Genomic DNA, 19,577 nt, shown 5'->3' with positions numbered 1-19,577 from the left:
ACTAGAGGGCCTTGCCCAGAACCTTCGAAACGGCCTTGTTGGCCATGACGGACACCCCAGCCAGCATGGTCTCCAGAGCGACCTTGGACTCGTTTGCAACTGTGGCGCGCGCGCCCTTCAGGGAGACGAAGGCCTCCTCGTTGGCGGCTTCAAGAATCGCCTTCTCCTGGCCGGCGCCTTCCAGACGAAGACCGGTGCGCACAGCGCTGGCTTCGCGGCGGGCGTCTTCCAGGGCGGCCTGATAATTCTTGATTTTGCCTTCGGCGGACGACGTGAAGCCGTCAATTTCAGAGGCTTGGGCGGCGACGGTGTCGGCGCGCAGTTTGAGCATCCTGCGAACGGGAGCGATGAGCACCGCGTTCAGAACCACCAGGATGATGAGGAAGTTGGCCAGCTGTACGAAGAACCATCCGTCTAGAACAAGTATGTCCATCCACCGCCCCCCTAATTGTGAATTTTGTTTCAAGCCCGGAGGGTACGTACCTGTTTTCGCACGGAGTGTCTAGGCCCTTTTTGGGAAAGGGTGCGAAAACGCACGCTAAATGGACGTTTTGACGGAGATAGTTATGAATTTCACGAATATCGGCAGGCTCAGTCTTGCGATGCCGCGACACCCGATCCGCTCATGCAGACCTGGCCGTCGAGCTCTGCGCCCTCTTCAACGGAAAGGGCCGGGGTGTTGAGCACGCCCTTGAAATGGGCGGTCTTGTGCAGGAGCGCCCGCTGGGAGGCCGTGGCTTCGCCGCTGAAAGTCCCGCCGAGAACCAATTGGCCCACGCGCACCTGTCCGGTGATCACGGCCTCGCGCCCGACCACCAGGATGCCTTCCGACTCGATCTCGCCTTCGAAGACGCCGTCGATGCGCACCGAACCGGTGAAGTCCAGGCGCCCGCGATACGTGGTGCCCGCCCCCAGAAAGGCGTTGATTTCATCCTTGGCCACGGCAATACCTCCAGACGATGCGGTGAAGCGCGTCACGCCTTTTTGAAGACGAACCGGCGCATGGATACGTTCAGCACTATTCCGATGAGACAGAAGTTCACGATGGTGGCGCTGCCGCCATAACTGATGAAGGGGAGCGGGATGCCCACCACGGGCATGATGCCGAGCACCATCCCCATGTTGATGAGGATCTGCCAGAAGAAGTAGAAGAACACGCCAGCGCACAAAAACGACCCGAAACGGTCTTTCGCGTCGCGCGCGGACCCGGCCAGCAGGTAGAGGAAGATGCTGAACAGGGCCACCAGCACGATGGCCCCCACGAAACCCCACTCCTCGGCGAACACGGCCACGGCGAAGTCCGTGTGCTTTTCCGGCAGGAACCTCAGCTGGCTCTGGGTTCCCTCCAGGAATCCCTTGCCCCACATCTGCCCCGAGCCGATGGCGATCTGCGACTGGATGATGTGGTAGCCCGAGCCCAAGGGGTCACGTTCAGGATTGAACAAGGTCAGCACGCGCAGCTTCTGGTATGGTTTCAGGAAGAACCATCCGCAGGGTATAAGCACGGGAACCACCACCAGCAGCACCTTGAAAACCCGCCCGGTGAGCCCACGGAAGAGGATCATGCCGCCAAGCAGCAGCAGGATGTTCAGCCCCGAACCCAGGTCGGGCTGCACGATGACCATGGCCGCCGGAGGCAGGGCCACGGCCAGGATGGTGAACAGTTCAAGCCAGCCAAGCCGTCCGGTGTCCTTGGAGAGCATGAGTGCGCCCAGCATCAGGGTGGCGAACTTGGCGAACTCGCTGGGCTGGATGCTGAAGAGCCCGAAATCCAGCCAGCGCTTGGCCCCGTAGACGGTCTTGCCCATGATGGGAACCAGTGCCAGCAGGATGATGGTCAGGATCATGAGCGGCCAGGCCACGTGCTTGAAGTAGCGGTAGTCGAACAGGGTCATGGTTATCATGCCCACGAACCCGGCCAGACCCCAGATGCACTGCTTCTGATAGAAAGGGTTCAGCGACACGCCGTCGCCCATGCGGAAGCCGCTGGCGGAATAGAGGTTCAAAACCCCCACGCCAAAAAGCATAGCGATCATGACCAGCAACGGCCAGTTGATGTGCGTGATGAGGCGGCGGTCCAGCGGTGACATGGGTTAGTCGCCGGTTTCCGGCGCGGGTTGCGCCTTGGCGGCGGTCTTTGCGGCGGCAGGGGCCGGCCCGAACAGGTAGTCGTACACGGCCTTGACCACCGGGCCTGCGCTCTCGCCGCCGTGGCCGCCGTGTTCCAGCATGCACACCACCACGTAGCTCTTGCCGTCCTTCTGGCCCCAGGTGGATATCCAGGCGTGGTCGCGGTATTTGTAGGGCATCTCGTGGGTCTTCTGGCGGATGTCGGCGTTTTGCAGCTTGACCACCTGGGCCGTGCCGGTCTTGCCGCCGATGACCGCATCGGGCCGCTTGAGCTTCTGGGCCGTGCCCGCCTGCACGGTATCGGCCATGGCCTTCAGGATGAACTCCCGGTCCTTGTCGGACAGGGTCAGTTTGGACTGCACATCCACCGGATCGTCCAGCACCAGGCTCGGTCTGATGACCTTGCCGCCATTGACCAGCGCAGCCAGGAACTTGGCCAGCTGAAGCGGAGACACCTGCACGTAGCCCTGGCCGATGGATGCGTTCAGCGTCTCGCCGCGCGTCCAGTTCTCGCCGTAGCGGCGTTTCTTCCAGGCGGTGGAGGGGATCAGGCCGCTGCGCTCGTGGGGCAGGTCGATGCCCGTGGGCTGGCCGAAGCCGGACTGGAGCGCGTAGCGGTTGATGCGGTCGATGCCGAGCTTCTCGCCCAGCTGGTAGAAGTAGACGTCGCAGGAGTGGACCAGGGCGGAGCGCATGTCCATGGAGCCGTGCCCGCCCTTCTTCCAGCAGTGGAAGTCGTGGTCACCCACGCGGTAGGAGCCGGTGCAGACCACTGTGTCCGAGGTCTTGATCATCCCCTCGGACAGGGCGCAGGCCGCCATGAGCAGCTTGAAGGTGGACCCCGGCGGGTACACCGACTGCGACACCCGGTTCTGGATGGGGTGCATGGGGTCGTCGCGCAGCTCCTTCCACTTCTTGGGAGGGATGCCCAGGACGAAGAGGTTGTTGTCGTAGGTGGGCTGGCTCACCAGGGCCAGCACCTTGCCGGTTTCGGGCTGGAGCACAACCACGGCCCCGGCCTGCCCTTCCAGCTGCTTGGCGCAGAAGGCCTGGAGGTCGGCGTCCACGGAAAGCATCAGGTTGCCTCCGGTGCGCGGCTCCTGGATCACCTGCTGGTCGTGCTCGCGGCCGTAGGCGTCCACCTCGATCTGCTTGAGGCCCTTCTCGCCGCGCAACCGCTGCTCCAGCACCAGCTCGAGGCCCTGCTTGCCCACGTGGTCGCCCAGGGCCAGGCGCGAGTCCTTCTCCAGCTCCTCCTCGTTGGCCTCGGCCACATAGCCCATGACGTGCGCCAGGGGCTGCCCGTCCGGATAGTAGCGCTTGTGGCGGATGAGGATCTCCAGGCCCGGCCAGGACACGGCGTTGGCCTCGATCTTGGCCAGCAGCTCGTAGGACAGGTTGGAGATGAGCACCATGGGCTCGAAGGGCTTGGAGCGCTTCTTGCCGCGAATGTATGTGTCGAGAAGCACCTGATAGTCGAGCCCGGTCCACTCGGACACCTTGCGCAAGGTGGCCTGGATGTCCTCGCAATCCTCGCGGATGAGGCCAAGTGCGAAGGAAGGTTCGTTGATGGCCAGGGGTTTGCCGTTGCGGTCCAGGATCATGCCGCGCGCGGCGATGATGGAGGCCTGGCGCATCTGGTTTTCCCGGGCGAGCTCGGCGAAGTGCTCGCCCTTGTGCACCTGGAGATACCACAGGCGGACCGTGAACAGGCAGAAGAGCCCCAGGATGAGGCTCTGGAGGAGGATCAGACCGCCGCGTGGCGATTGTTGCCCGGTGTCGGGCTCATACGTCTTGGCCATTGTGGGGCAGGTGGTTGTAGATGATGTAAGCAAGGCCCCATTGCACGGGGAAGACCACGGCCTGGACCACGGCCTCCAGAAGAACACGTCCCGGCGGCACCCGCCAGTCCTGAAGCTGGGTCATGACATTCATCAGCCCAAAATGCAAAACCCCCAGGCACGCGCCCAGGATGATCATGAACAGAAAGTTCTTGGCCTCAAAGAGCCAGTGTCCGAAGAAGAAGAGCGCCGTAAGCACCCCGTACCACAGGACCACCGTGCCGAAAGCCAGGGAGCCGGAGCCTTCCTGGAGCAGGAGCCAGATGAGCCCCAGGATGACCGTGGTTCGGGGTTTTTCTTCCTGAAGGCTCAAGATAAGCCCCGGCGCGAGAAAGTCCACTCCGGGCATGAAGCTCTGCATCCACAGTCCGGCCAGGGTGAAGACCGACCAGAAAGCCAGGCGGGGGCCGTTCATTGCCCTTCGCCCCGCTTCTTCCTGGGCAGGGATTCCTGGGGCCGGGCCTCGGGAGGTTCGTTGCGCCCGCGCTTCTTGACCTCGCCCTTGCGCTCCGCCGCGCCCTTGGGGCGCTTGGTGGAGGTGTCGGGCAGGGCGTCGTCGGCTTCGGTGGCCTCGGGTGGCCTGGGAGGCGGAATCTTGCGCAGCAGGGCCACTTCTTCCATGCGCTTGGGGTCGAAAAGGGCCTGGGCCTGCACGTTCAAAAACAACGAGGCCCCCTCGCGCGAGACGTCGGACACCTCGGCCACGGGCAGCCCCTGGGGGAAGATGCCTTCCAGCCCAGTGGTGACCAGGGTCTCGCCCTTTTCCAGGGGAGCGTTCAGGGCCACGTATTGCAGAGTCATGCCCAGGTTGGGGCCGCGCCCCACCAGGATGCCCTGGGTGCGGGTCTTCTGGGAGACCACGGGAATCTTGCTGTTGGGGTCGGTGATCATGATGACCGTGGCCGCGTTCATGGAGTAGCGCAGCACGCGCCCCACCACGCCCTCGGGCGAGACCACGGGCGTGTTGATCTCCACGCCGTGGCGGCTGCCACGATCGATGACGAACGTCTCCAGGGCCGCGTTGGGGCCAAGGCGGTGGGCGATGACGCGCGCCGCCTCCCGGGACCATTCGGGCGGCGGCGTGATCATCAGGATGCCGGTGAGACGCTTGGCCAGCGAGGCCTGCTCGCGCGCGCCCACAAGTTCGTCGTTGGCGCGCGCCAGTTCGTCACGCAGCACCTCGTTCTCCTGGCGCAGGCCCACGAAGTAGACGTAGCGCTCCCAGAACGAGGATAGACGTGTCCATACCCACCGACCGGGGGTCAGTACCCACCGGGTGAGTTCCAGGCCCGTATGGCTGGCCAGATTGTCCACGTATCCGGTGCGGATGTTCCAGGTGAACAAGCCCAGATAGACAAAAAGGACCACCAGCAGACCCAGTGCTATGCGCTGGGGCGTGGGCTTAATCGATGGTTACCTCTTTGAGCACATCGAGATTGTCCAAGGCCTTGCCCGATCCGAGGACGACCGCCGACAAAGGGTCGTCCACGATGACGATGGGAAGGCTGGTCTCTTCGCGCAGGAGCTGATCCAGGCCGCGCAGCAGCGCGCCGCCGCCCGTCAGGACGATGCCCCGGTCCACGATGTCCGCGGCCAGTTCCGGGGGGGTCTGCTCCAGGGCGATGCGGACCGCCTGGACGATGGACTCAACCTGCTCGGCGATGGCCTTCTGGACCTCGTCGGCGGTGATGGTGATGTTCTGCGGAATGCCCGTGACCAGATCGCGGCCCTTGACCTCGATCTCCCCCTGGCTGGTGGAGTGGTGCGCGCTGCCGATGTTGATCTTGATCTGCTCGGCCGTGGATTCGCCGATGAGCATGTTGTACTTGCGCTTGACGAACTGCATGATGGCTTCGTCCATCTTGTCGCCGCCGACGCGCACGCTCTTGGCGTACACGATGCCCGACAGGGAGATGACCGCCACCTCGGTGGTGCCGCCGCCGATGTCCACAACCATGTTGGAGGTGGGCTCGGTGATGGGGAGGTTCGCGCCGATGGCTGCGGCCATGGGCTCCTCGATCAGGTACACCTCGCGCGCGCCCGCCGACTGGGCGGATTCCTTCACGGCGCGCTTCTCCACCTGGGTGATGCCCGTGGGCACGCAGATGATGATGCGCGGGCGCACCAGGCGGCGCGAGTTGTGCACCTTGGAGATGAAGTGGCGAAGCATGGCCTCGGTGACCTCGAAGTCGGCGATGACGCCGTCCTTCATGGGGCGGATGGCCACGATGTTGCCGGGGGTGCGGCCAAGCATCTTCTTGGCCTCGGCGCCCACGGCCAGCACCTTGTTGACGCCGCGCGCGTCCTTCTTGACGGCGACGACGGACGGTTCCGAGAGCACGATCCCCTTGCCCTTCACGTACACCAGCGTGTTGGCTGTACCGAGGTCGATGGCGAGGTCGTTGGAGAAAAATCCCAATGCGGAATCCAAAAGTCTGGACATGGTCCCTTCCTTGACTCAATCATGGAGTCTGGCGTCTTGCGGAGTGGGCCTCGCGGCCCGCCTCGAAACCGGCCTTGGCGGCCGATAAAAAAAGCCGGGCCGCGCGCGGCCGGCCCTCGGATCGGCAGAGCGGTGATCTCGTGGCCCCCGCCCGGTCGAGGGTTGGTGTTGTTCGATTCCCCGCCTGATGTCAACGGGATTTTGCACTTATGAACAAGGTATCATCAAACGCAATCCAGGCACAGGGATATTACTCCGTATCCGCGCACTGGAAGGACTTATTTTCCCGCCCTGCCCGCAAGGTCCCGCTGGACGCCGGATTCACCTGCCCAAACCGCGACGGGACCGTCTCCTCCGGGGGGTGCTCCTTCTGCAACGCCAACGGGTCCGGCACGGGCCTTCACCGCGCCATGAGCCTCACGCAGCAGTGGGACCACTGGCGGGAGCGGCGCCGCACCGTGTGGGGCGAGGTGGCCCTGGTGGGCTACCTCCAGGCCTTCTCCAACACCCACGGGCCTGCGTCAAAGCTGCGCGCCGTGCTGGAGGAGCTGGCCACCATCCCCGACCTGGAGGGGCTGTGCCTGGGCACCCGGCCCGACTGCCTGGACCAGGAAAAAATCCGGCTGCTGGCGGATTTTCCCGCCCGCGAGCTCTGGCTGGAACTGGGTTTGCAATCTTCCAACCCGGCAACCCTTGCCCGCGTGAACCGGGGGCACGGGCCCGAGTGCTTTGCCCGCGCCGCCGAAATGGCCGCCGGGATGGGCGTAAAGGTGCTGGCGCACGTGATGGCCGGTTTGCCCGGCGAAACGCCCGGGGACTGGGACGAGACCGTGCGCTTCGTGAACGCGCTCCCCGTGGCGGGCATCAAGTTCCACAACCTGTTCGTGGCCGGGAACACGCCCCTGGCGAACGACTACCGGGCAGGGTTCGTCCAGCCGCCCACGCTTGAGGACTACGCGGCCTGGGTGGGCCGGTCGCTTTCGGCACTTCGCCCGGACATGGTGGTGCACCGGCTGGCCGCAGACCCGGCCCAGGGCGAACTGGTCGCGCCTGCATGGGCCGGAGACAAGCGCGCGGTGCATAACGCCATCATGGCGGAAATCCGGCGCGGCGGGATCAGGCAGGGCGCGGCCTGGAGCGGAACAGATTGAGACCGGCCTGAGACCGGCCTGAGACCGGGCTCGCCTGACGACGCAGAAACAAACCAGCGCGACACGACTGTCGGCTATTTTCCGGGAGAACGACGCATGAAACGCACCTTGGGCTTCTTCGCGCTGCTGGCGCTTGTCATCGTCCTGGCCGCTCCGGCCCAGGCCCAGCAGAGCGCGTCCGCGCCGGACAGGTCCTTCTCCCTGACCATCCCGTCCGGCTGGGTGGCCATCCCGACGCTTGAGCTGTATCTGTTCGAGCATCCGGGCCGCACCACGCCGGTCACGCCAGAGGAGCTGGCAGAATTTCGCAACACGCGCATGGGCTTCCAGCGGCCCGCAGACGCCTGGTTCACCCTGCCCTACATGATCGTGCGCCTGGAGACCGGCAAGAAACGCGGCCCCCAGGAGCTGTTCATGGACCACGTGCTGGCCGAGAAGGACAGCGAGGCCGGAGCGCCAGGCGAGGGCTACCGCTTCCGGGAAAAGGACCACTTGCCCACCAAGCGCATGCACTACTATAAAGACGTCAGCTACAGTGCCGCCCAGGGCCGCAAGGTGGCCATGGGCGTGTACACCTATCTGACCAGCCGGGGCTTTTTGCGCGTGGCCTGGTTCGTGGGCGAAAACGAGCTGAGGGCCTATGAGCCCACGCTGCACCAGTCGGCCATGAGCGTGAAGCTTTCGCCGGAGCTGGAATACGTGCCGGAGGGCAAGAAATGAGCGCCACCGAAATCATCGTCGCCAGACCGCTGGCCCTGCACCTGACCTGGGATGGGGACACGTTGGACTCCATCGGCCTGAAGTGGGCCGGGGACGAGGACGTCTCCGCCCCCAGGACGCAGCTCGGGCGCGAACTGGCCGAGGCGCTTGCCCGCTACGTGGCCGGGGAGCGCGTGGAGTGGCCGGTGCTGCCCGTTGATTTGAGCAGGCTCGCGCCGTTCCACCGCGTGGTGCTGAAGGAACTGTACCGGATTCCGGCGGGCGAGAGCCTGAGCTACGGCCAATTGGCCGAGCGCTGCGGCAGCCCCAAGGCCGCCCGCGCCGTGGGGCAGGTGATGGCCAAGAACCCCTGGCCGCTGGTGTTCCCCTGCCACCGGGTGCTGGCCTCTGGCGGCGGGCTTGGCGGGTTCGGGCCTGGTGTCGAGATGAAGAAGTGGCTGCTGGAACTTGAGCGTGAGTCCTGCAAGTAGCGTCGCTACATATGCATTCGAAATACATCTCCTTCGACCGAGGGCAATGTCGCGGCTATCAATCCGAAATCGACCTCTACAGCAGATTCATACACACGCATATCCTTCAAAACATACCGACATATAGTGACATTCTCAAGGAAGAGACAAAATTTGTTGAATACCTGGCACTCGCGAATGGCGTTTCCACCCAAAACCAAGCCACATCGTCGGCACGCAGCGACACCGCTGGGAACGCAGTCTTCTTGAACGACATCAGCCTCCACTTTCTGGCAATGACAATCGTCTCAACATACAATCTCTGGGAAAGACAAATAATCAACCATCTTCAGCTTCAACTCGAATTCAACGACATCTTCATTCAAAAATCATATTGGACATGGGAGACGATCATCTCCACCCTTTCAGAGTATAGCACACCCAAAAATCTCATCCCATCGTACAGTGACTTGCAGGAAATGCAGCTCATTACAAACGCCATAAAGCAAGGGCAAGGCAGCTCATACGACGAATTGTTGGCATCAGGGGCACCAATCACGATAGAACCACCTACCCCGCTGCCTGAAACATTTTTCGGAACACCCCTTCTCGGCATCCGTCTCTATCCAACCCGAGAGATTGTTCACACGTATATTTCCGCAACAAAGGATTTTTGGGATTATTCTCATTGGGAACAACTTGGACCGCAGCGACCCGCAAACACGACATCGTCCGTCCCCCTGTATTGAAACCTCAACAGATGTGCAGTCTGGAGGACAATATTATTGGCATACTGTCTTCTTCCCGGAATGCATCCTCACATTTTTCAAGGACGCGACACAAGAGGCTCATCCCGGACGACAACACGCATCCGAACTCCGGCCCCCGTGCCTTCCCTTCCTCCCGCGAAGTCAGGATCGCGCAATCCCCCTGTTGACAACCCCCACTCACCGCGTGTAGCCTTCCCCACATGACCACGGTCTGCGCCTCCCTCGCTCTGGCTCTCCTGCTACTGCCCCCCGCGGGCAAATAATACTATTTTCTCTTTTTGCATTCGCAATCCGTGTCCACCCGCTTAAGGCGGGGGTTTCCTCACGCATTCTCGCAGCAGGAGTGTTCATAGCATGCAGCCCAGCACCCCGGACAAGTACCGTCCATTTCCTCCCGTGCCCCTCACTGGCCGCACCTGGCCGGACAAGACCATCACCGCCGCCCCCATCTGGCTCTCCACGGACCTTCGCGACGGCAACCAGGCCCTGTTCGAGCCCCTGGACCCGGCAAGCAAGCTGCGCCTGTTCGAACTCCTGACCCGCGTGGGCTTCAAGGAAATCGAAGTGGCCTTCCCGGCGGCCTCCCAGACCGATTTCGACTTCGTGCGCTCCCTCATCGAGGACAGCCACATCCCGAGCGACGTGACCATCTCCGTGCTCAGCCAGTGCCGCGAGCACCTGATCCGCCGGACCATGGAATCCCTCCAGGGCGCGCGCCGGGCCATCGTGCACATCTACGCCTCCACGGCTCCGGTGTTCATGAAGACCGTGTTCCGCAAGACCCCCGAAGAGGTCATCGCCATGGCCGTGTCCTCGGTGAAGCTCATCCGCGAGCTGGCCGCCGCCCAGCCCGCCACCGAGTGGGCGCTGGAGTTCAGCCCCGAGAACTTCTCCGGCTCCGACCTCACCTTCGCCCGAGACATCTCCGACGCCGTGGCCGAGGCCTGGGGCGCAACGCCAGACGACAAGCTCATCGTGAACCTCCCGGCCACCGTTGAACTTGCCACCCCCAACGTCTACGCCGACCAGATCGAATGGATGTGCCGCAACCTGAAACACCGCCAGAGCATGATCATAAGCGTCCACACCCACAACGACCGTGGAGCCGCCGTGGCCGCCGCCGAGCTGGCCCTTTTGGCCGGGGCCGAGCGCGTGGAAGGCTGCCTGTTCGGCAACGGCGAGCGCACCGGCAACGCCGACCTGGTCACCATGGGGCTGAACCTCTACACCCAGGGCATCAATCCGGGCCTGGACTTCACCGAACTGGACAAGCTGGCCCGCACCGCCGAGGAGCTCACCGGCCTGCCCGTCCACCCGCGCCATCCCTACGCGGGCGATCTGGTGTTCACTGCCTTCTCCGGCTCCCATCAGGACGCCATCAAGAAGGGCATGGCCGCTCGCCAGCCCGGCGACGTCTGGGACGTGCCCTACCTGCCCGTCGACCCCGAGGACCTCGGCCGCGGCTACGACTCCATCGTGCGCGTCAACAGCCAGTCCGGAAAGGGCGGCGTGGCCTACCTCATGGAGACGTCCCACGGCATGGTCATGCCCCGCAGGCTTCAGGTGGAGTTCTCCGGCGCGGTGCAGCGCCGCGCAGACGCCAAGGGCGGCGAGATCTCCGCGACCGAGCTCTGGGACCTCTTCGCCACGGAATACCTGAAGCTTAAAAAGCCCCTGCTCTACGCCGGGCATCACCTGATCGAGCGCGACAAGGGCCAGGGCGTAAGCCTCACCGTGGGACTGGACAAGAAGACCCTGGGGCTCTCAGGCTTGGGCAACGGGCCCATCGACGCCACCGTGCACGCCCTGGGACTGCCCATCACCCTGCACTCCTACGAGGAGCGGGCCATCAGCCAGGGCGCGGACGCCAAGGCCGCCGCCTTCGTGGAAGTGTCCATGGAGGGCGTGAAGGGCATGACCTTCGGCGTGGGCGTGCACGAGAACATCGTCACCGCCTCGATTCTGGCGGTGGTGAGCGCCGTGAACCGCCTGCTGGCCATGGCCACGCGCGAAGTGCGCGCTGAGATGCTGGAGAAGCTGAAGGAAGAGTAGTCGAGGCACAGGCGAAAGAGGGCCTCCGGCGGCCAAAGGGCTCCGCCCTTTGGAAACCCTCACGGGGTTGGTCGCTTCTTCCGGCGAGGCAGGCGGCGAAGGACGCAGCGCGGAGGCACAGGCGAAAGAGGGCCTCCGGCGGCCAAAGGGCTCCGCCCTTTGGAAACCCTTACGGGATCAGGATGGTTCATCCTGCCGTCGACGATGCGGACGCATGACGGAAACCGGCAACGTGTCAGTAAAAAAAGGGCCGCCCTGTGGGGCGGCCCTTTTCCTGTCAGTTCAGCCAGGGCTCGAAAAGTTTGTGCACCTCGCGCATCTCGGCCTCCATCTCGGCAAACGACGGCTTCTGCACGGGATGGCGCGTGATGATGGTCTGGCGAACGATCATGGCGAACTCGTCCCACTTGGCCTGCCCGTGCAGTTCGGACAGCAGGAAGAAGGCTTCCTTGCGGTTCTCGGGATCGGTCAGGTCCTTTTTCTCTCCGGCAAAGAAACTTTTGACTTTTTCAACCCATTCCATGGAGTACCTCCGGGAATATTGTTTACATCGCTGGCGGCGCGGCATCCGCCAGGGTGATTCCGCTATTGCGGGTAGTTCGTCCTGCAATAGCGCTGGCACCAGTCGCGCGCGGTCTGGGCGGCCCCTGCGCAGTCGTCGAAACTGTACTGTCTGCCCTGCGGAGCGTACACCGCGTTGCACTCGTCCAGGCATTTCTGCAGGGATGCCTGTTTCATGTTCATCACCATGGAATATTCGTCGCAGATGGGAATGGTGTCGCAGGATTGCTGCGGACTGCCGGTGTACTGGTAACAGAACCCCTTGAATTCGGCCTCGGTCATGGGCTTCACCGGGCCGCAACCTGCGGACGCCAAAGCTGCCAAAGCGAGAACCGTCACGAGCATGCGTTTCATGCCACCTCCTCCTGCCGGCCATGCGGACGCTGCGCCTCGAACGGCGTCCTGGCCCGGACGCCATCAAAATACATGGTAGGCTGGAGAAATCAACTGGACAGTGGTCGCCGCGCGTTCGCGCTTGACGCACGCCCGTTTTTGCCCCAACTCCAGGCCCGGCGCTTGCGTCGAGCCAGAACCCCAAGGAGTCGCACATGGCCTTCACCGTAAAGGACGTCCTTCGCCTGGAAGTCGCCCCCGCATTGGGCTGCACCGAACCCGTGGCCGTGGCCCTGGCCGCTGCCGCAGCCGTGTCGCTCCTGCCGGGCAAACGCTTCGACGCGCTCGACGTCTGGGTGGACCCCAACATCTACAAAAACGGGCTGGCCGTCACCATCCCTGGCACCGGAGGCCTGTGCGGACTGGACACCGCCGCTGCTCTGGGCGCTGTGGGCGGCGACCCCATGCTGCGGCTCGAAGTGCTCTCCCCCCTGTCCGAGGCCGACGTGGCCCGCTCGAGCGAGTTGCTGCGTCTGGGACAGGTGCGCGTGCACCTGCTCTCCGACCGGCGCGGCATCTACATCAAGGCCGAGGCCCGCCAGGGCGAACACGTGGGCGAGGCCATCATCGAGCAGCACCACGACCATCTCACGTCGCTTCGCATGGACGGCGCAGACCTGACGGACAGCCCCCTGTTCCACGAGGCGCGCGCAGGCTCTGGCGGCGTGGCGGAACTGGAGACCTGGCTCAAGGAGCAGAGCCTGCAGCAACTCCTGGACCTGGCCGACGCCCTGGACGCCGACGACATGGCCTTCCTGCAGGACGGCGTGCGCCACAACATGGCCCTGGCCGACTACGGCCTGAAGCACGGGCCAGGCCTGGGCGTGGGCAAGACCTTCGAGCGTCTGGTGCGCCAGAACCTCATGAAGAGCGACATGTTCGTGGCCGCGCGCATGCTGACCTCCGCCGCCGCCGACGCCCGCATGGACGGCGTGGCCCTGCCGGCCATGAGCTCCGCCGGAAGCGGCAACCACGGCCTGACCGCCATCCTGCCCATCTGGGCCGTGAAGGACTACCTGACCTGCACCAGCGACGAGGCCCTGCGCGCCATCGCGGTCAGCCACATCATCACCGCCTACGTGAAGGCCCACACCGGCAGGCTCTCCGCCGTGTGCGGCTGCTCGGTGGCGGCTGGCGCGGGCGCTGCCGCCGGAGTGGCCTACCTCATGGGCGGCGACGTGCATCACGTGGCCGGGGCCATCAAGAACCTGATGGAGGACCTGGCCGGGATCATATGCGACGGAGCCAAGGCGGGCTGCGCGCTTAAATTGGCCACGGCGGCGGGCACTGCCGTGCAGGCGGCGCTTTTCTCCCTGCATGGAGTCAAGGTGAAGCCCACGGACGGCATCATCGCCCAGTCGCCCGAGCAGACCATGCGAAACGTGGGCATGCTCAGCACCGAAGGCATGATCGAGACCGACCGCACCATCCTGTCCATAATGCTGGAGAAGAAAATATCCGGGCTGGTGTATTGAAATAGCTGTAACGAAAGGCAGCGTTTTTCGTACTTACTCGCTGAGCGCGCTCACGCACCTTCAAGCAAGGAGAACAACGATGAAACGCATAGCCGCAATCATGGCAGTACTCGCAATGCTGGCCACCACCGCCCTGGCCGCCAAGGAAATGGCCCCTCCCCCTGACGGGCCGCACCACGGCGACGGCAAGGGCATCATCCGGATGATCGAGGACCTGAAGCTCTCGCCAGAGCAGAAGCGCTTCGTGGCCCAGACCCTGAAGGACTCCCGCGCCGAGGGCAAGGGCCTGCGCGAGGCCATGAAGACCGCCCGCCAGCAGATGAGCGAGGTGATGGACAAGACCCCCGGCGACGAGGCCCTGGTACGCAAGGCCGCACAGGCCATGGCCAAGGTCGGCGAAGACATGGCCGTGCACCACGGCAAGGTCAAGGCCAAGATCGACACGGTGCTGACCCCTGAACAGCGCGCCGCCGCGTCCGAGAAGAAGCACGCCTTCCGCGACCGCTTCAAGGACCGCTTCGAGAAGGGCGGCAAGGCCCTGGACGAGTGGATCGACCAGCAGCTGAAGTCGTAGAGTCAACCGCAGGGGCTCTGCCCCTGCACCCCGGCGGGCTCTGCCCTGCACCCGCCAGGGGGATGATCCCCCTGGACCCGCAATAAGCTTCGCACGAAAAGCCCCGGCCGGACTACGTCCGGCCGGGGCTTCGTTAGCTCAGACATCTACCCAGTTATCATGGCTACGCAGACCTATAAGGGATTCCACAAGGGCGAAGCCCTTTGGCCGCCGGAGGCTTCTCCCACTCATCACCCCACGCCTGCCAACCAGTGCATCCTGGCGGCGCGGGCTTCTCCCGCGCCGTCGGGCTCAACCTCTTGCTACTTGGCCTCCACGAACTGACCGCCCTTCACCTGCACCATGACCAGCGAATCCACGCCCAGACCGTTGTGGTCTTCGGGGGTCAGGCTGTAGACGCCGGAGATGGCCACTACACCCTTCAGGTTCTCCAGGGCGTCGCGCAGCGCCGCAGGCTCGGCCTTGCCCGCCTTCTTCAGGCCCTCGACCAGCAGCGTCAGGGCGTCTGCGGCGTAGCCGGAGTGGGTGTTCATGGGGAATTTGGCCTGAAGGCCCTTCTCCTGGTAGTTCTTCACGAAGGCGTCGATCACGGCCTTCTGCGGGTCGGCGGCGGGCAGGCCCTGGGCCACCATCAGCTTGGTGGCAGGCATGACCACGCCTTCGGCGCCGGCTCCGGCCAGCTTCAGGAAGTTGGGTCCGGCGATGCCGTGCGACTGCACCAGCAGGGGCTTGTCGCCGGGCAGGTCCGCAAAGTTCTTGGCCGCGATGGCGGCGGCAGGCCCGATGGTCCAGATGACCACGGCCTGGGGCTTGGTCATGGCCACCTTGAAGGCCTCGGCGGAGAAGTCCGCGCCCTTGGAGTCGATGGTCTCCTCGGAAACGATGGTGATGCCGTTGGCCGCAGCCTGGGACTTCAGCGCGTCGAAGCCGTCCTGTCCGAAGGGGTCCTTGGCGGTGAGCAGGGCCACCTTGGTAAGATTTTTGGCCTTCAGGTGCCTGTAAATCTTGTCCACGGCGGTGTTGGTGCGCTGGGGAACCTTGTAGGTCCAGGCGAAGGGGCCGTACTTGCCTCCGGCCACGATGGCGTCGCCGCCCACGGTCATGATGGAGGGGACCTTCTGCTCCTCGGTGTACTTCTTCACGGCCATGCCCTCGCCCGTGGAGGTGGGGCCGATGAGCGCCAGCACCTTGTCGGACTCCACCAGCTGGCGGGCCATGCGCAGGGCGACCTCGGGGGTGGACTGGGTGTCGTAGGCGATGAGCTTGAGGGGCCTGCCCAGCACGCCGCCCTTGTCGTTGATTTCCTTGAGGGTCATCTCGGCCACCAGCCGGGTGGCAGTGCCGATCTCGGCGGTAGGGCCGGATTCGGCGAAGATGCCGCCTATGAGGATGGGCTCGGCGGCGAAGGCCGGAACGGCCAGACACAAGAGGGCCAGGACGGCGAGAAGCAGTCTGCGGGGCATACGTCCTCCGGAAAATGAAATGTTTCCGGCAGGAAGTACACTCCTTTGCTTAGCGGGGCAACAGACGCAGACGGCCCGTTTCCCGCCAGTACCCGGCGATGAGCGCCCCGGCCAGGATCAGGCCGTGCACCAGCACCGTGGCCTCGCCAAGCGCGTGGAACCAGGCGATGAGCGATTCGAGGACCACAACGGCGATCAGGGGGCGAGTGAGCTTGCCGGGGCCGCCGATCACAAGGAAGAGGAGCGTCTTGAGGGAGAGGCCCAGGTCGAACTGGCCTGGGCTTATGAATCCCGTGGAGTTGGCCAGCACCATGCCCGCCAGGGCGGAGAACGCCCCGCCGATGCCGAACGACACGGCCCGCGTGGACAAACGGTCGATGCCGCAGCTGGACGCAGCCAGGGCGTCGTCCTTGCAGGCCAGGAGCGCGCGTCCCAGTCGGGAGGAGCGCACGGCTGCGAACAGGTAGCCGCCCAGCGCCAGGAGCGCCAGGAGCGCGGCGAAGTTGGCCCGGTCGCCTTTCAGTTCTCCGATGAAGGGCAGCATGGGATGGTGCGAGACCATCATGCCGTTGGAACCGCCGGTGATGGGCGTGAACACCAGCACCAGGTTCACAAAGATCAGGCACAGGCACAGAGTGGCCATGGCCAGAAAGCCCTCGCCCAGCTTCTCCAGGGGTTTGCTGACGGCTGCTCCGCAGGCGTAGGCCGTAAAGGCCACCGCCGGGACGATCACCAGGGTGCCCTGCGGCCACATGGAGTGCAGGATCACCGAGGCGTAGGCTCCAAGGCCGCAAAAGGCCCCGGTGGCCATTGACGCCTGCCCGCCCAGGCCCAGGCTGAAGTTGAGCGCCAGGACGTTCAGGGCCAGGAAGAGATGCTGGTTCAGCGCCAGGAGGTGGACGTTGGGCAGCATGAGCCCCAAAGCGCCCACGGCTCCCAGAAATACGGCAAGTCTGCGAAGCTCCCCGCCCACGGCTAGACCTTCTGCTTCAGGTTCTGGGGCAGAGGCGCGAGCATCATGAGCGCCACCAGAATGGTGTAGGTCAGGGTTTCCTTGAGGTCAGCGGAGAAGGCCAGGGTCAGGCAGGCTTCCACCACGCCAAGAAACAGCCCGCCTGCGAACACGCGCGACAAGGACGAATACCCGCCCAGGGTGGCTGCCACGAAGCCCTTGAGGCCAAGGCCGAAGCCCATGTCGTAGCGCAGCATGGTCTGCGGCCCGATGGCCATGGCCGCAAGCGCCGCGAGCATGCCGGACAGGGCGAAGGACAAAGCCTGCACCCGCACGGGGTTCACGCCCTGAAGGCGAGCCGCGAGGGCGTTCATGGACACGGCGCGGATGGCCCGGCCCGTGCGCGTGAGCGTCAGGAAGGCCGAAAGCACGGCCACGCTGGCCACGGAGAGCACCAGGGCGGTGACGGTGTTGCCCCCCAGGAAAAGGGGCCCTGCACGAAAGGGAGGAAAGACCACGAACTGTTCGAGCTTCAGGGGATTCTTGCCCCATACGAGGATGGCCGCCCCCTGCCAGACGAGGCTGGCGGCCACGGTGAGCATGAGCTGCCTGAGCGGCTGCGCGCCAAGCATCACCCCCAGGGTGGAGGCATAGAGCGCATGCCCCAGGACGAAGCCGAAGACCCCGGTGGCCAGAAGAGCCGTCACGGGTCCGAGTTCCAGGGCTTGGGAGAGGCTGTACAGCACAAGTCCGCCCAGGAGGAGCAGTTCCCCCTGGGCGAAGTTGATGAGCCTGCTTGAGTTGTAGACCAGGGAGAATCCCAGGGCCATCAACCCGTAGACAGCCCCCAGCGCCAACCCTGAGTTGACGGCTTGGGCCAGATAAAGCGCGAACACTCTCTATGCGTGGCGGGCTAGTTGCCCACCTCCTCCATATTGCCGAAGGTGCCGCCCTGCTGAGCGGAGCTGACGTCCAGGGGATAGGCCGTCACGATGGTGCGGCGGTTCTTGAGGCCTGCGGCTCCGGGGTAGGTGTTGAGGCACACGACCAGATCCTTGGTGCCGTCGTTCTCGATGTCGGAGACGTCGTAGCCCATGATGGTGCCCTTGATGCGGCGGGTCTTCCACTTCAGGTTGAGGCCCACGCCGTCCCAGGCCAGGGCGTGGATCTCGCCCTGGGAGAAGGAGCGGAAGTTCTCGAAGAACTGGGCGGCCACGGAGATGTTGCGGCTGACGATGAGTTCCGGGGTCTTGCCCAGGGTGACGGGCACCAGCGGCAGCGGCACGTAGTAGTAGGACCAGAGGTAGTTCTGGTTGGTGGCCGCGCCGGGCGCCATGAGGGAGTCATGCTCGATGCCCAGGCCCGAACCGGCGTAGAGCTCCTCGGTCTTGGCGATGGTGTCGTTGCGCCCGGAGATGACCTCCAGGTGGTCGTTGTCGTCCACCAGCACCAGCTTGTATCCGGCCTCTTCGGGCAGATAGGCGAAGTTGAAGGGGTTGGCCTTCAGGGGCAGGTTCAGGCGCGCGCCGGGGGTCAGCTTGCCGCCGGAGTAGGTCATCTCGTAGACGCCGCCAGCGAACAGGTTCTTCTGCTCGCCCTTGGAGCCGACCAGCTGCAGCTGGTAGCGGGGGGGCAGCCTCACGGCGGACAGGTACCAGGGAAGGCGCTCGGTCTCGGCCACCAGCTTGTTGCCTTCCAGGCGGTAGATCATGGCCTGGGGCAGCCGGTCGAAGTGGCCGGAAACCACCAGCCTGGCGGACTTGTCGCCACCCAGGTTCACGATGCTGGCGCGCACCTGCACGACGCGGGTGGAGCCGCTGATCTTGGCCACCTGGGCCAACTGGCGGTCCTGCCAGCGCATGACGTAGATGTCGGAGTTGGTGAAGAGCACCACCTCGTTCTTGCCGTCTCCGTCCAGGTCGCCAAGGGCGATGCCGTTGGCGGCGAAGGGCAGGGTCTGGCTGCGCCAGGAGCCGGGGGTCTCGGTGTTGCCTGCGTAGCGGAAGTTGGGGTTCAGGTAGACCTGCTGGTTTTCGCCGGTCTGGTTGACCACGAAAGCCGGGTTCATCTGGTTGACCTGCTCCACGGGCTGCCCGGTCTTGGGGTCGCGCGGGGCGTCGGGACGCTTGAACACCTGGGTGTTGATGTCCTTGGCCACGCCCTCCATGGCGGGGATGAGCGTATTGAGCTTGGTCTGGGCGGTCTTGGGGGTCACCTGGCCCTTGGAATCCATGACCTTGACGTCCAGGCTCGCGTCGTCGCCCGCGATGGTCATGGAGCCGAAGACCACGAAATCGGTCTTGAGGGCGGCCATGGCGGCCTTGGCGTCGGAGTCGGAGCGGGGCGCGGTCTTGGCCTTCTGGTCGATGACGGACTTGTCCAGAGGCTGGAACTTGCCCTGCCAGGTCAGGCGGGAGACGAGCATGTCCTGCACGCCCTGGGAAAGATAGGCGAATTTCTCGGGGCCGTTGACGGCGAAGGGCAGCACCGCAAAGGTTTTCACCTGGGCGACGGCGGCCGAAGCGGACACTATAAGGGCCAGTGCGGCCAGAAACACCACGCGGACGCGGATCATGCAGGAACCTCCATTGGCTTGGGAAGCC

General features: G+C 64.4%; 20 protein-coding genes. 7 read left to right on the top strand and 13 right to left on the bottom strand.

All coding sequences use genetic code 11. The features are described 5' to 3' along the window. Position 1: 1 nt before the first annotated feature. The 7 genes from G453_RS0119935 to G453_RS0119905 all read right to left on the bottom strand — a co-directional run bounded on the left by G453_RS0119935 (position 2) and on the right by G453_RS0119905 (position 6,414). The gene (locus G453_RS0119935) at positions 2-433 is read right to left on the bottom strand and encodes an ATP synthase F0 subunit B (RefSeq protein WP_051272671.1); all 432 of its coding nucleotides are present in this window, start codon (positions 431-433) and stop codon (positions 2-4) included. Positions 434-591: 158 nt separating this feature from the next. Then, complete coding sequence (locus G453_RS0119930; RefSeq protein WP_027192442.1) at positions 592-942, bottom strand: bactofilin family protein; 351 nt, start codon at positions 940-942, stop codon at positions 592-594. A gap of 32 nt (positions 943-974) precedes the next feature. Beyond that, positions 975-2,090 carry a rod shape-determining protein RodA gene (gene rodA, locus G453_RS0119925; protein WP_027192441.1) on the bottom strand — a complete coding sequence of 372 codons (1,116 nt, stop codon included), beginning with the start codon at positions 2,088-2,090 and terminating at the stop codon, positions 975-977. Positions 2,091-2,093: 3 nt separating this feature from the next. After that, positions 2,094-3,932, bottom strand: a complete 1,839-nt coding sequence (gene mrdA / locus G453_RS25510; RefSeq protein ID WP_043646504.1) for a penicillin-binding protein 2 — start codon at positions 3,930-3,932, stop codon at positions 2,094-2,096. Next, a complete protein-coding gene (locus G453_RS0119915; RefSeq protein WP_027192440.1) occupies positions 3,916-4,386 on the bottom strand; it encodes a hypothetical protein in 471 nt (156 codons plus the stop codon). Before G453_RS0119915 ends, mrdA begins: the two co-directional genes overlap by 17 nt. Further along, positions 4,383-5,339 (bottom strand): rod shape-determining protein MreC, encoded by a 957-nt coding sequence (gene mreC, locus G453_RS25505; protein WP_051272670.1) that lies wholly within the window; start codon positions 5,337-5,339, stop codon positions 4,383-4,385. The genes G453_RS0119915 and mreC overlap by 4 nt, the downstream gene beginning before the upstream one ends. 34 nt (positions 5,340-5,373) lie before the next feature. Beyond that, positions 5,374-6,414, bottom strand: a complete 1,041-nt coding sequence (locus G453_RS0119905; RefSeq protein ID WP_027192439.1) for a rod shape-determining protein — start codon at positions 6,412-6,414, stop codon at positions 5,374-5,376. A 209-nt stretch (positions 6,415-6,623) separates the two neighbouring features. Here G453_RS0119905 and G453_RS0119900 point away from each other — a divergent pair, with 209 nt between their 5' ends. From G453_RS0119900 to leuA, 5 genes are all read left to right on the top strand, one after another. Next, on the top strand, positions 6,624-7,565 hold the full coding sequence (locus G453_RS0119900) for a TIGR01212 family radical SAM protein (RefSeq protein WP_043646501.1): 942 nt from the start codon (positions 6,624-6,626) through the stop codon (positions 7,563-7,565). A 96-nt stretch (positions 7,566-7,661) separates the two neighbouring features. Further along, a complete protein-coding gene (locus G453_RS0119895) occupies positions 7,662-8,285 on the top strand; it encodes a hypothetical protein (protein WP_027192437.1) in 624 nt (207 codons plus the stop codon). Then, positions 8,282-8,755: a methylated-DNA--[protein]-cysteine S-methyltransferase gene (locus tag G453_RS0119890; protein ID WP_027192436.1), complete on the top strand. Its 474-nt coding sequence runs from the start codon at positions 8,282-8,284 to the stop codon at positions 8,753-8,755. The genes G453_RS0119895 and G453_RS0119890 overlap by 4 nt, the downstream gene beginning before the upstream one ends. 11 nt (positions 8,756-8,766) lie before the next feature. Then, positions 8,767-9,483, top strand: a complete 717-nt coding sequence (locus tag G453_RS0119885) for a hypothetical protein (protein WP_027192435.1) — start codon at positions 8,767-8,769, stop codon at positions 9,481-9,483. 375 nt (positions 9,484-9,858) lie between these two features. Further along, positions 9,859-11,556 carry a 2-isopropylmalate synthase gene (leuA, locus tag G453_RS0119880; protein ID WP_027192434.1) on the top strand — a complete coding sequence of 566 codons (1,698 nt, stop codon included), beginning with the start codon at positions 9,859-9,861 and terminating at the stop codon, positions 11,554-11,556. Positions 11,557-11,833: 277 nt separating this feature from the next. Here the strand turns inward: leuA and G453_RS0119875 are convergent, their stop codons facing one another. Beyond that, positions 11,834-12,079 carry a hypothetical protein gene (locus tag G453_RS0119875; RefSeq protein WP_027192433.1) on the bottom strand — a complete coding sequence of 82 codons (246 nt, stop codon included), beginning with the start codon at positions 12,077-12,079 and terminating at the stop codon, positions 11,834-11,836. Positions 12,080-12,141: 62 nt separating this feature from the next. Then, the gene (locus tag G453_RS0119870; protein WP_027192432.1) at positions 12,142-12,471 is read right to left on the bottom strand and encodes a hypothetical protein; all 330 of its coding nucleotides are present in this window, start codon (positions 12,469-12,471) and stop codon (positions 12,142-12,144) included. A gap of 194 nt (positions 12,472-12,665) precedes the next feature. Between G453_RS0119870 and G453_RS0119865 the strand changes: the two genes are divergently transcribed. Both G453_RS0119865 and G453_RS0119860 read left to right on the top strand, forming a co-directional pair. After that, positions 12,666-13,985 (top strand): L-cysteine desulfidase family protein, encoded by a 1,320-nt coding sequence (locus G453_RS0119865; protein WP_027192431.1) that lies wholly within the window; start codon positions 12,666-12,668, stop codon positions 13,983-13,985. Positions 13,986-14,064: 79 nt separating this feature from the next. Further along, positions 14,065-14,559 carry a Spy/CpxP family protein refolding chaperone gene (locus G453_RS0119860; protein ID WP_051272669.1) on the top strand — a complete coding sequence of 165 codons (495 nt, stop codon included), beginning with the start codon at positions 14,065-14,067 and terminating at the stop codon, positions 14,557-14,559. Positions 14,560-14,861: 302 nt separating this feature from the next. On the opposite strand, the gene G453_RS0119855 is transcribed toward G453_RS0119860, so the two are convergent. From G453_RS0119855 to G453_RS0119840, 4 genes are read right to left on the bottom strand one after another with little or no spacing between them, the layout of a single operon-like run. Continuing rightward, on the bottom strand, positions 14,862-16,022 hold the full coding sequence (locus G453_RS0119855) for an ABC transporter substrate-binding protein (protein WP_027192429.1): 1,161 nt from the start codon (positions 16,020-16,022) through the stop codon (positions 14,862-14,864). Between the two features lie 49 nt (positions 16,023-16,071). Continuing rightward, positions 16,072-16,995 carry a branched-chain amino acid ABC transporter permease gene (locus G453_RS0119850; RefSeq protein WP_027192428.1) on the bottom strand — a complete coding sequence of 308 codons (924 nt, stop codon included), beginning with the start codon at positions 16,993-16,995 and terminating at the stop codon, positions 16,072-16,074. A 2-nt stretch (positions 16,996-16,997) separates the two neighbouring features. Beyond that, on the bottom strand, positions 16,998-17,870 hold the full coding sequence (locus G453_RS0119845; RefSeq protein WP_027192427.1) for a branched-chain amino acid ABC transporter permease: 873 nt from the start codon (positions 17,868-17,870) through the stop codon (positions 16,998-17,000). A 17-nt stretch (positions 17,871-17,887) separates the two neighbouring features. Next, positions 17,888-19,549 (bottom strand): hypothetical protein, encoded by a 1,662-nt coding sequence (locus G453_RS0119840; RefSeq protein WP_027192426.1) that lies wholly within the window; start codon positions 19,547-19,549, stop codon positions 17,888-17,890. Between the last annotated feature and the right edge of the window lie 28 nt (positions 19,550-19,577).

This window comes from Fundidesulfovibrio putealis DSM 16056, from assembly GCF_000429325.1.
GTDB lineage: Bacteria > Desulfobacterota > Desulfovibrionia > Desulfovibrionales > Desulfovibrionaceae > Fundidesulfovibrio > Fundidesulfovibrio putealis.
Note: the sequence above shows the minus strand (reverse complement) of the source record. Positions and strands in the feature narration are given on the sequence as shown.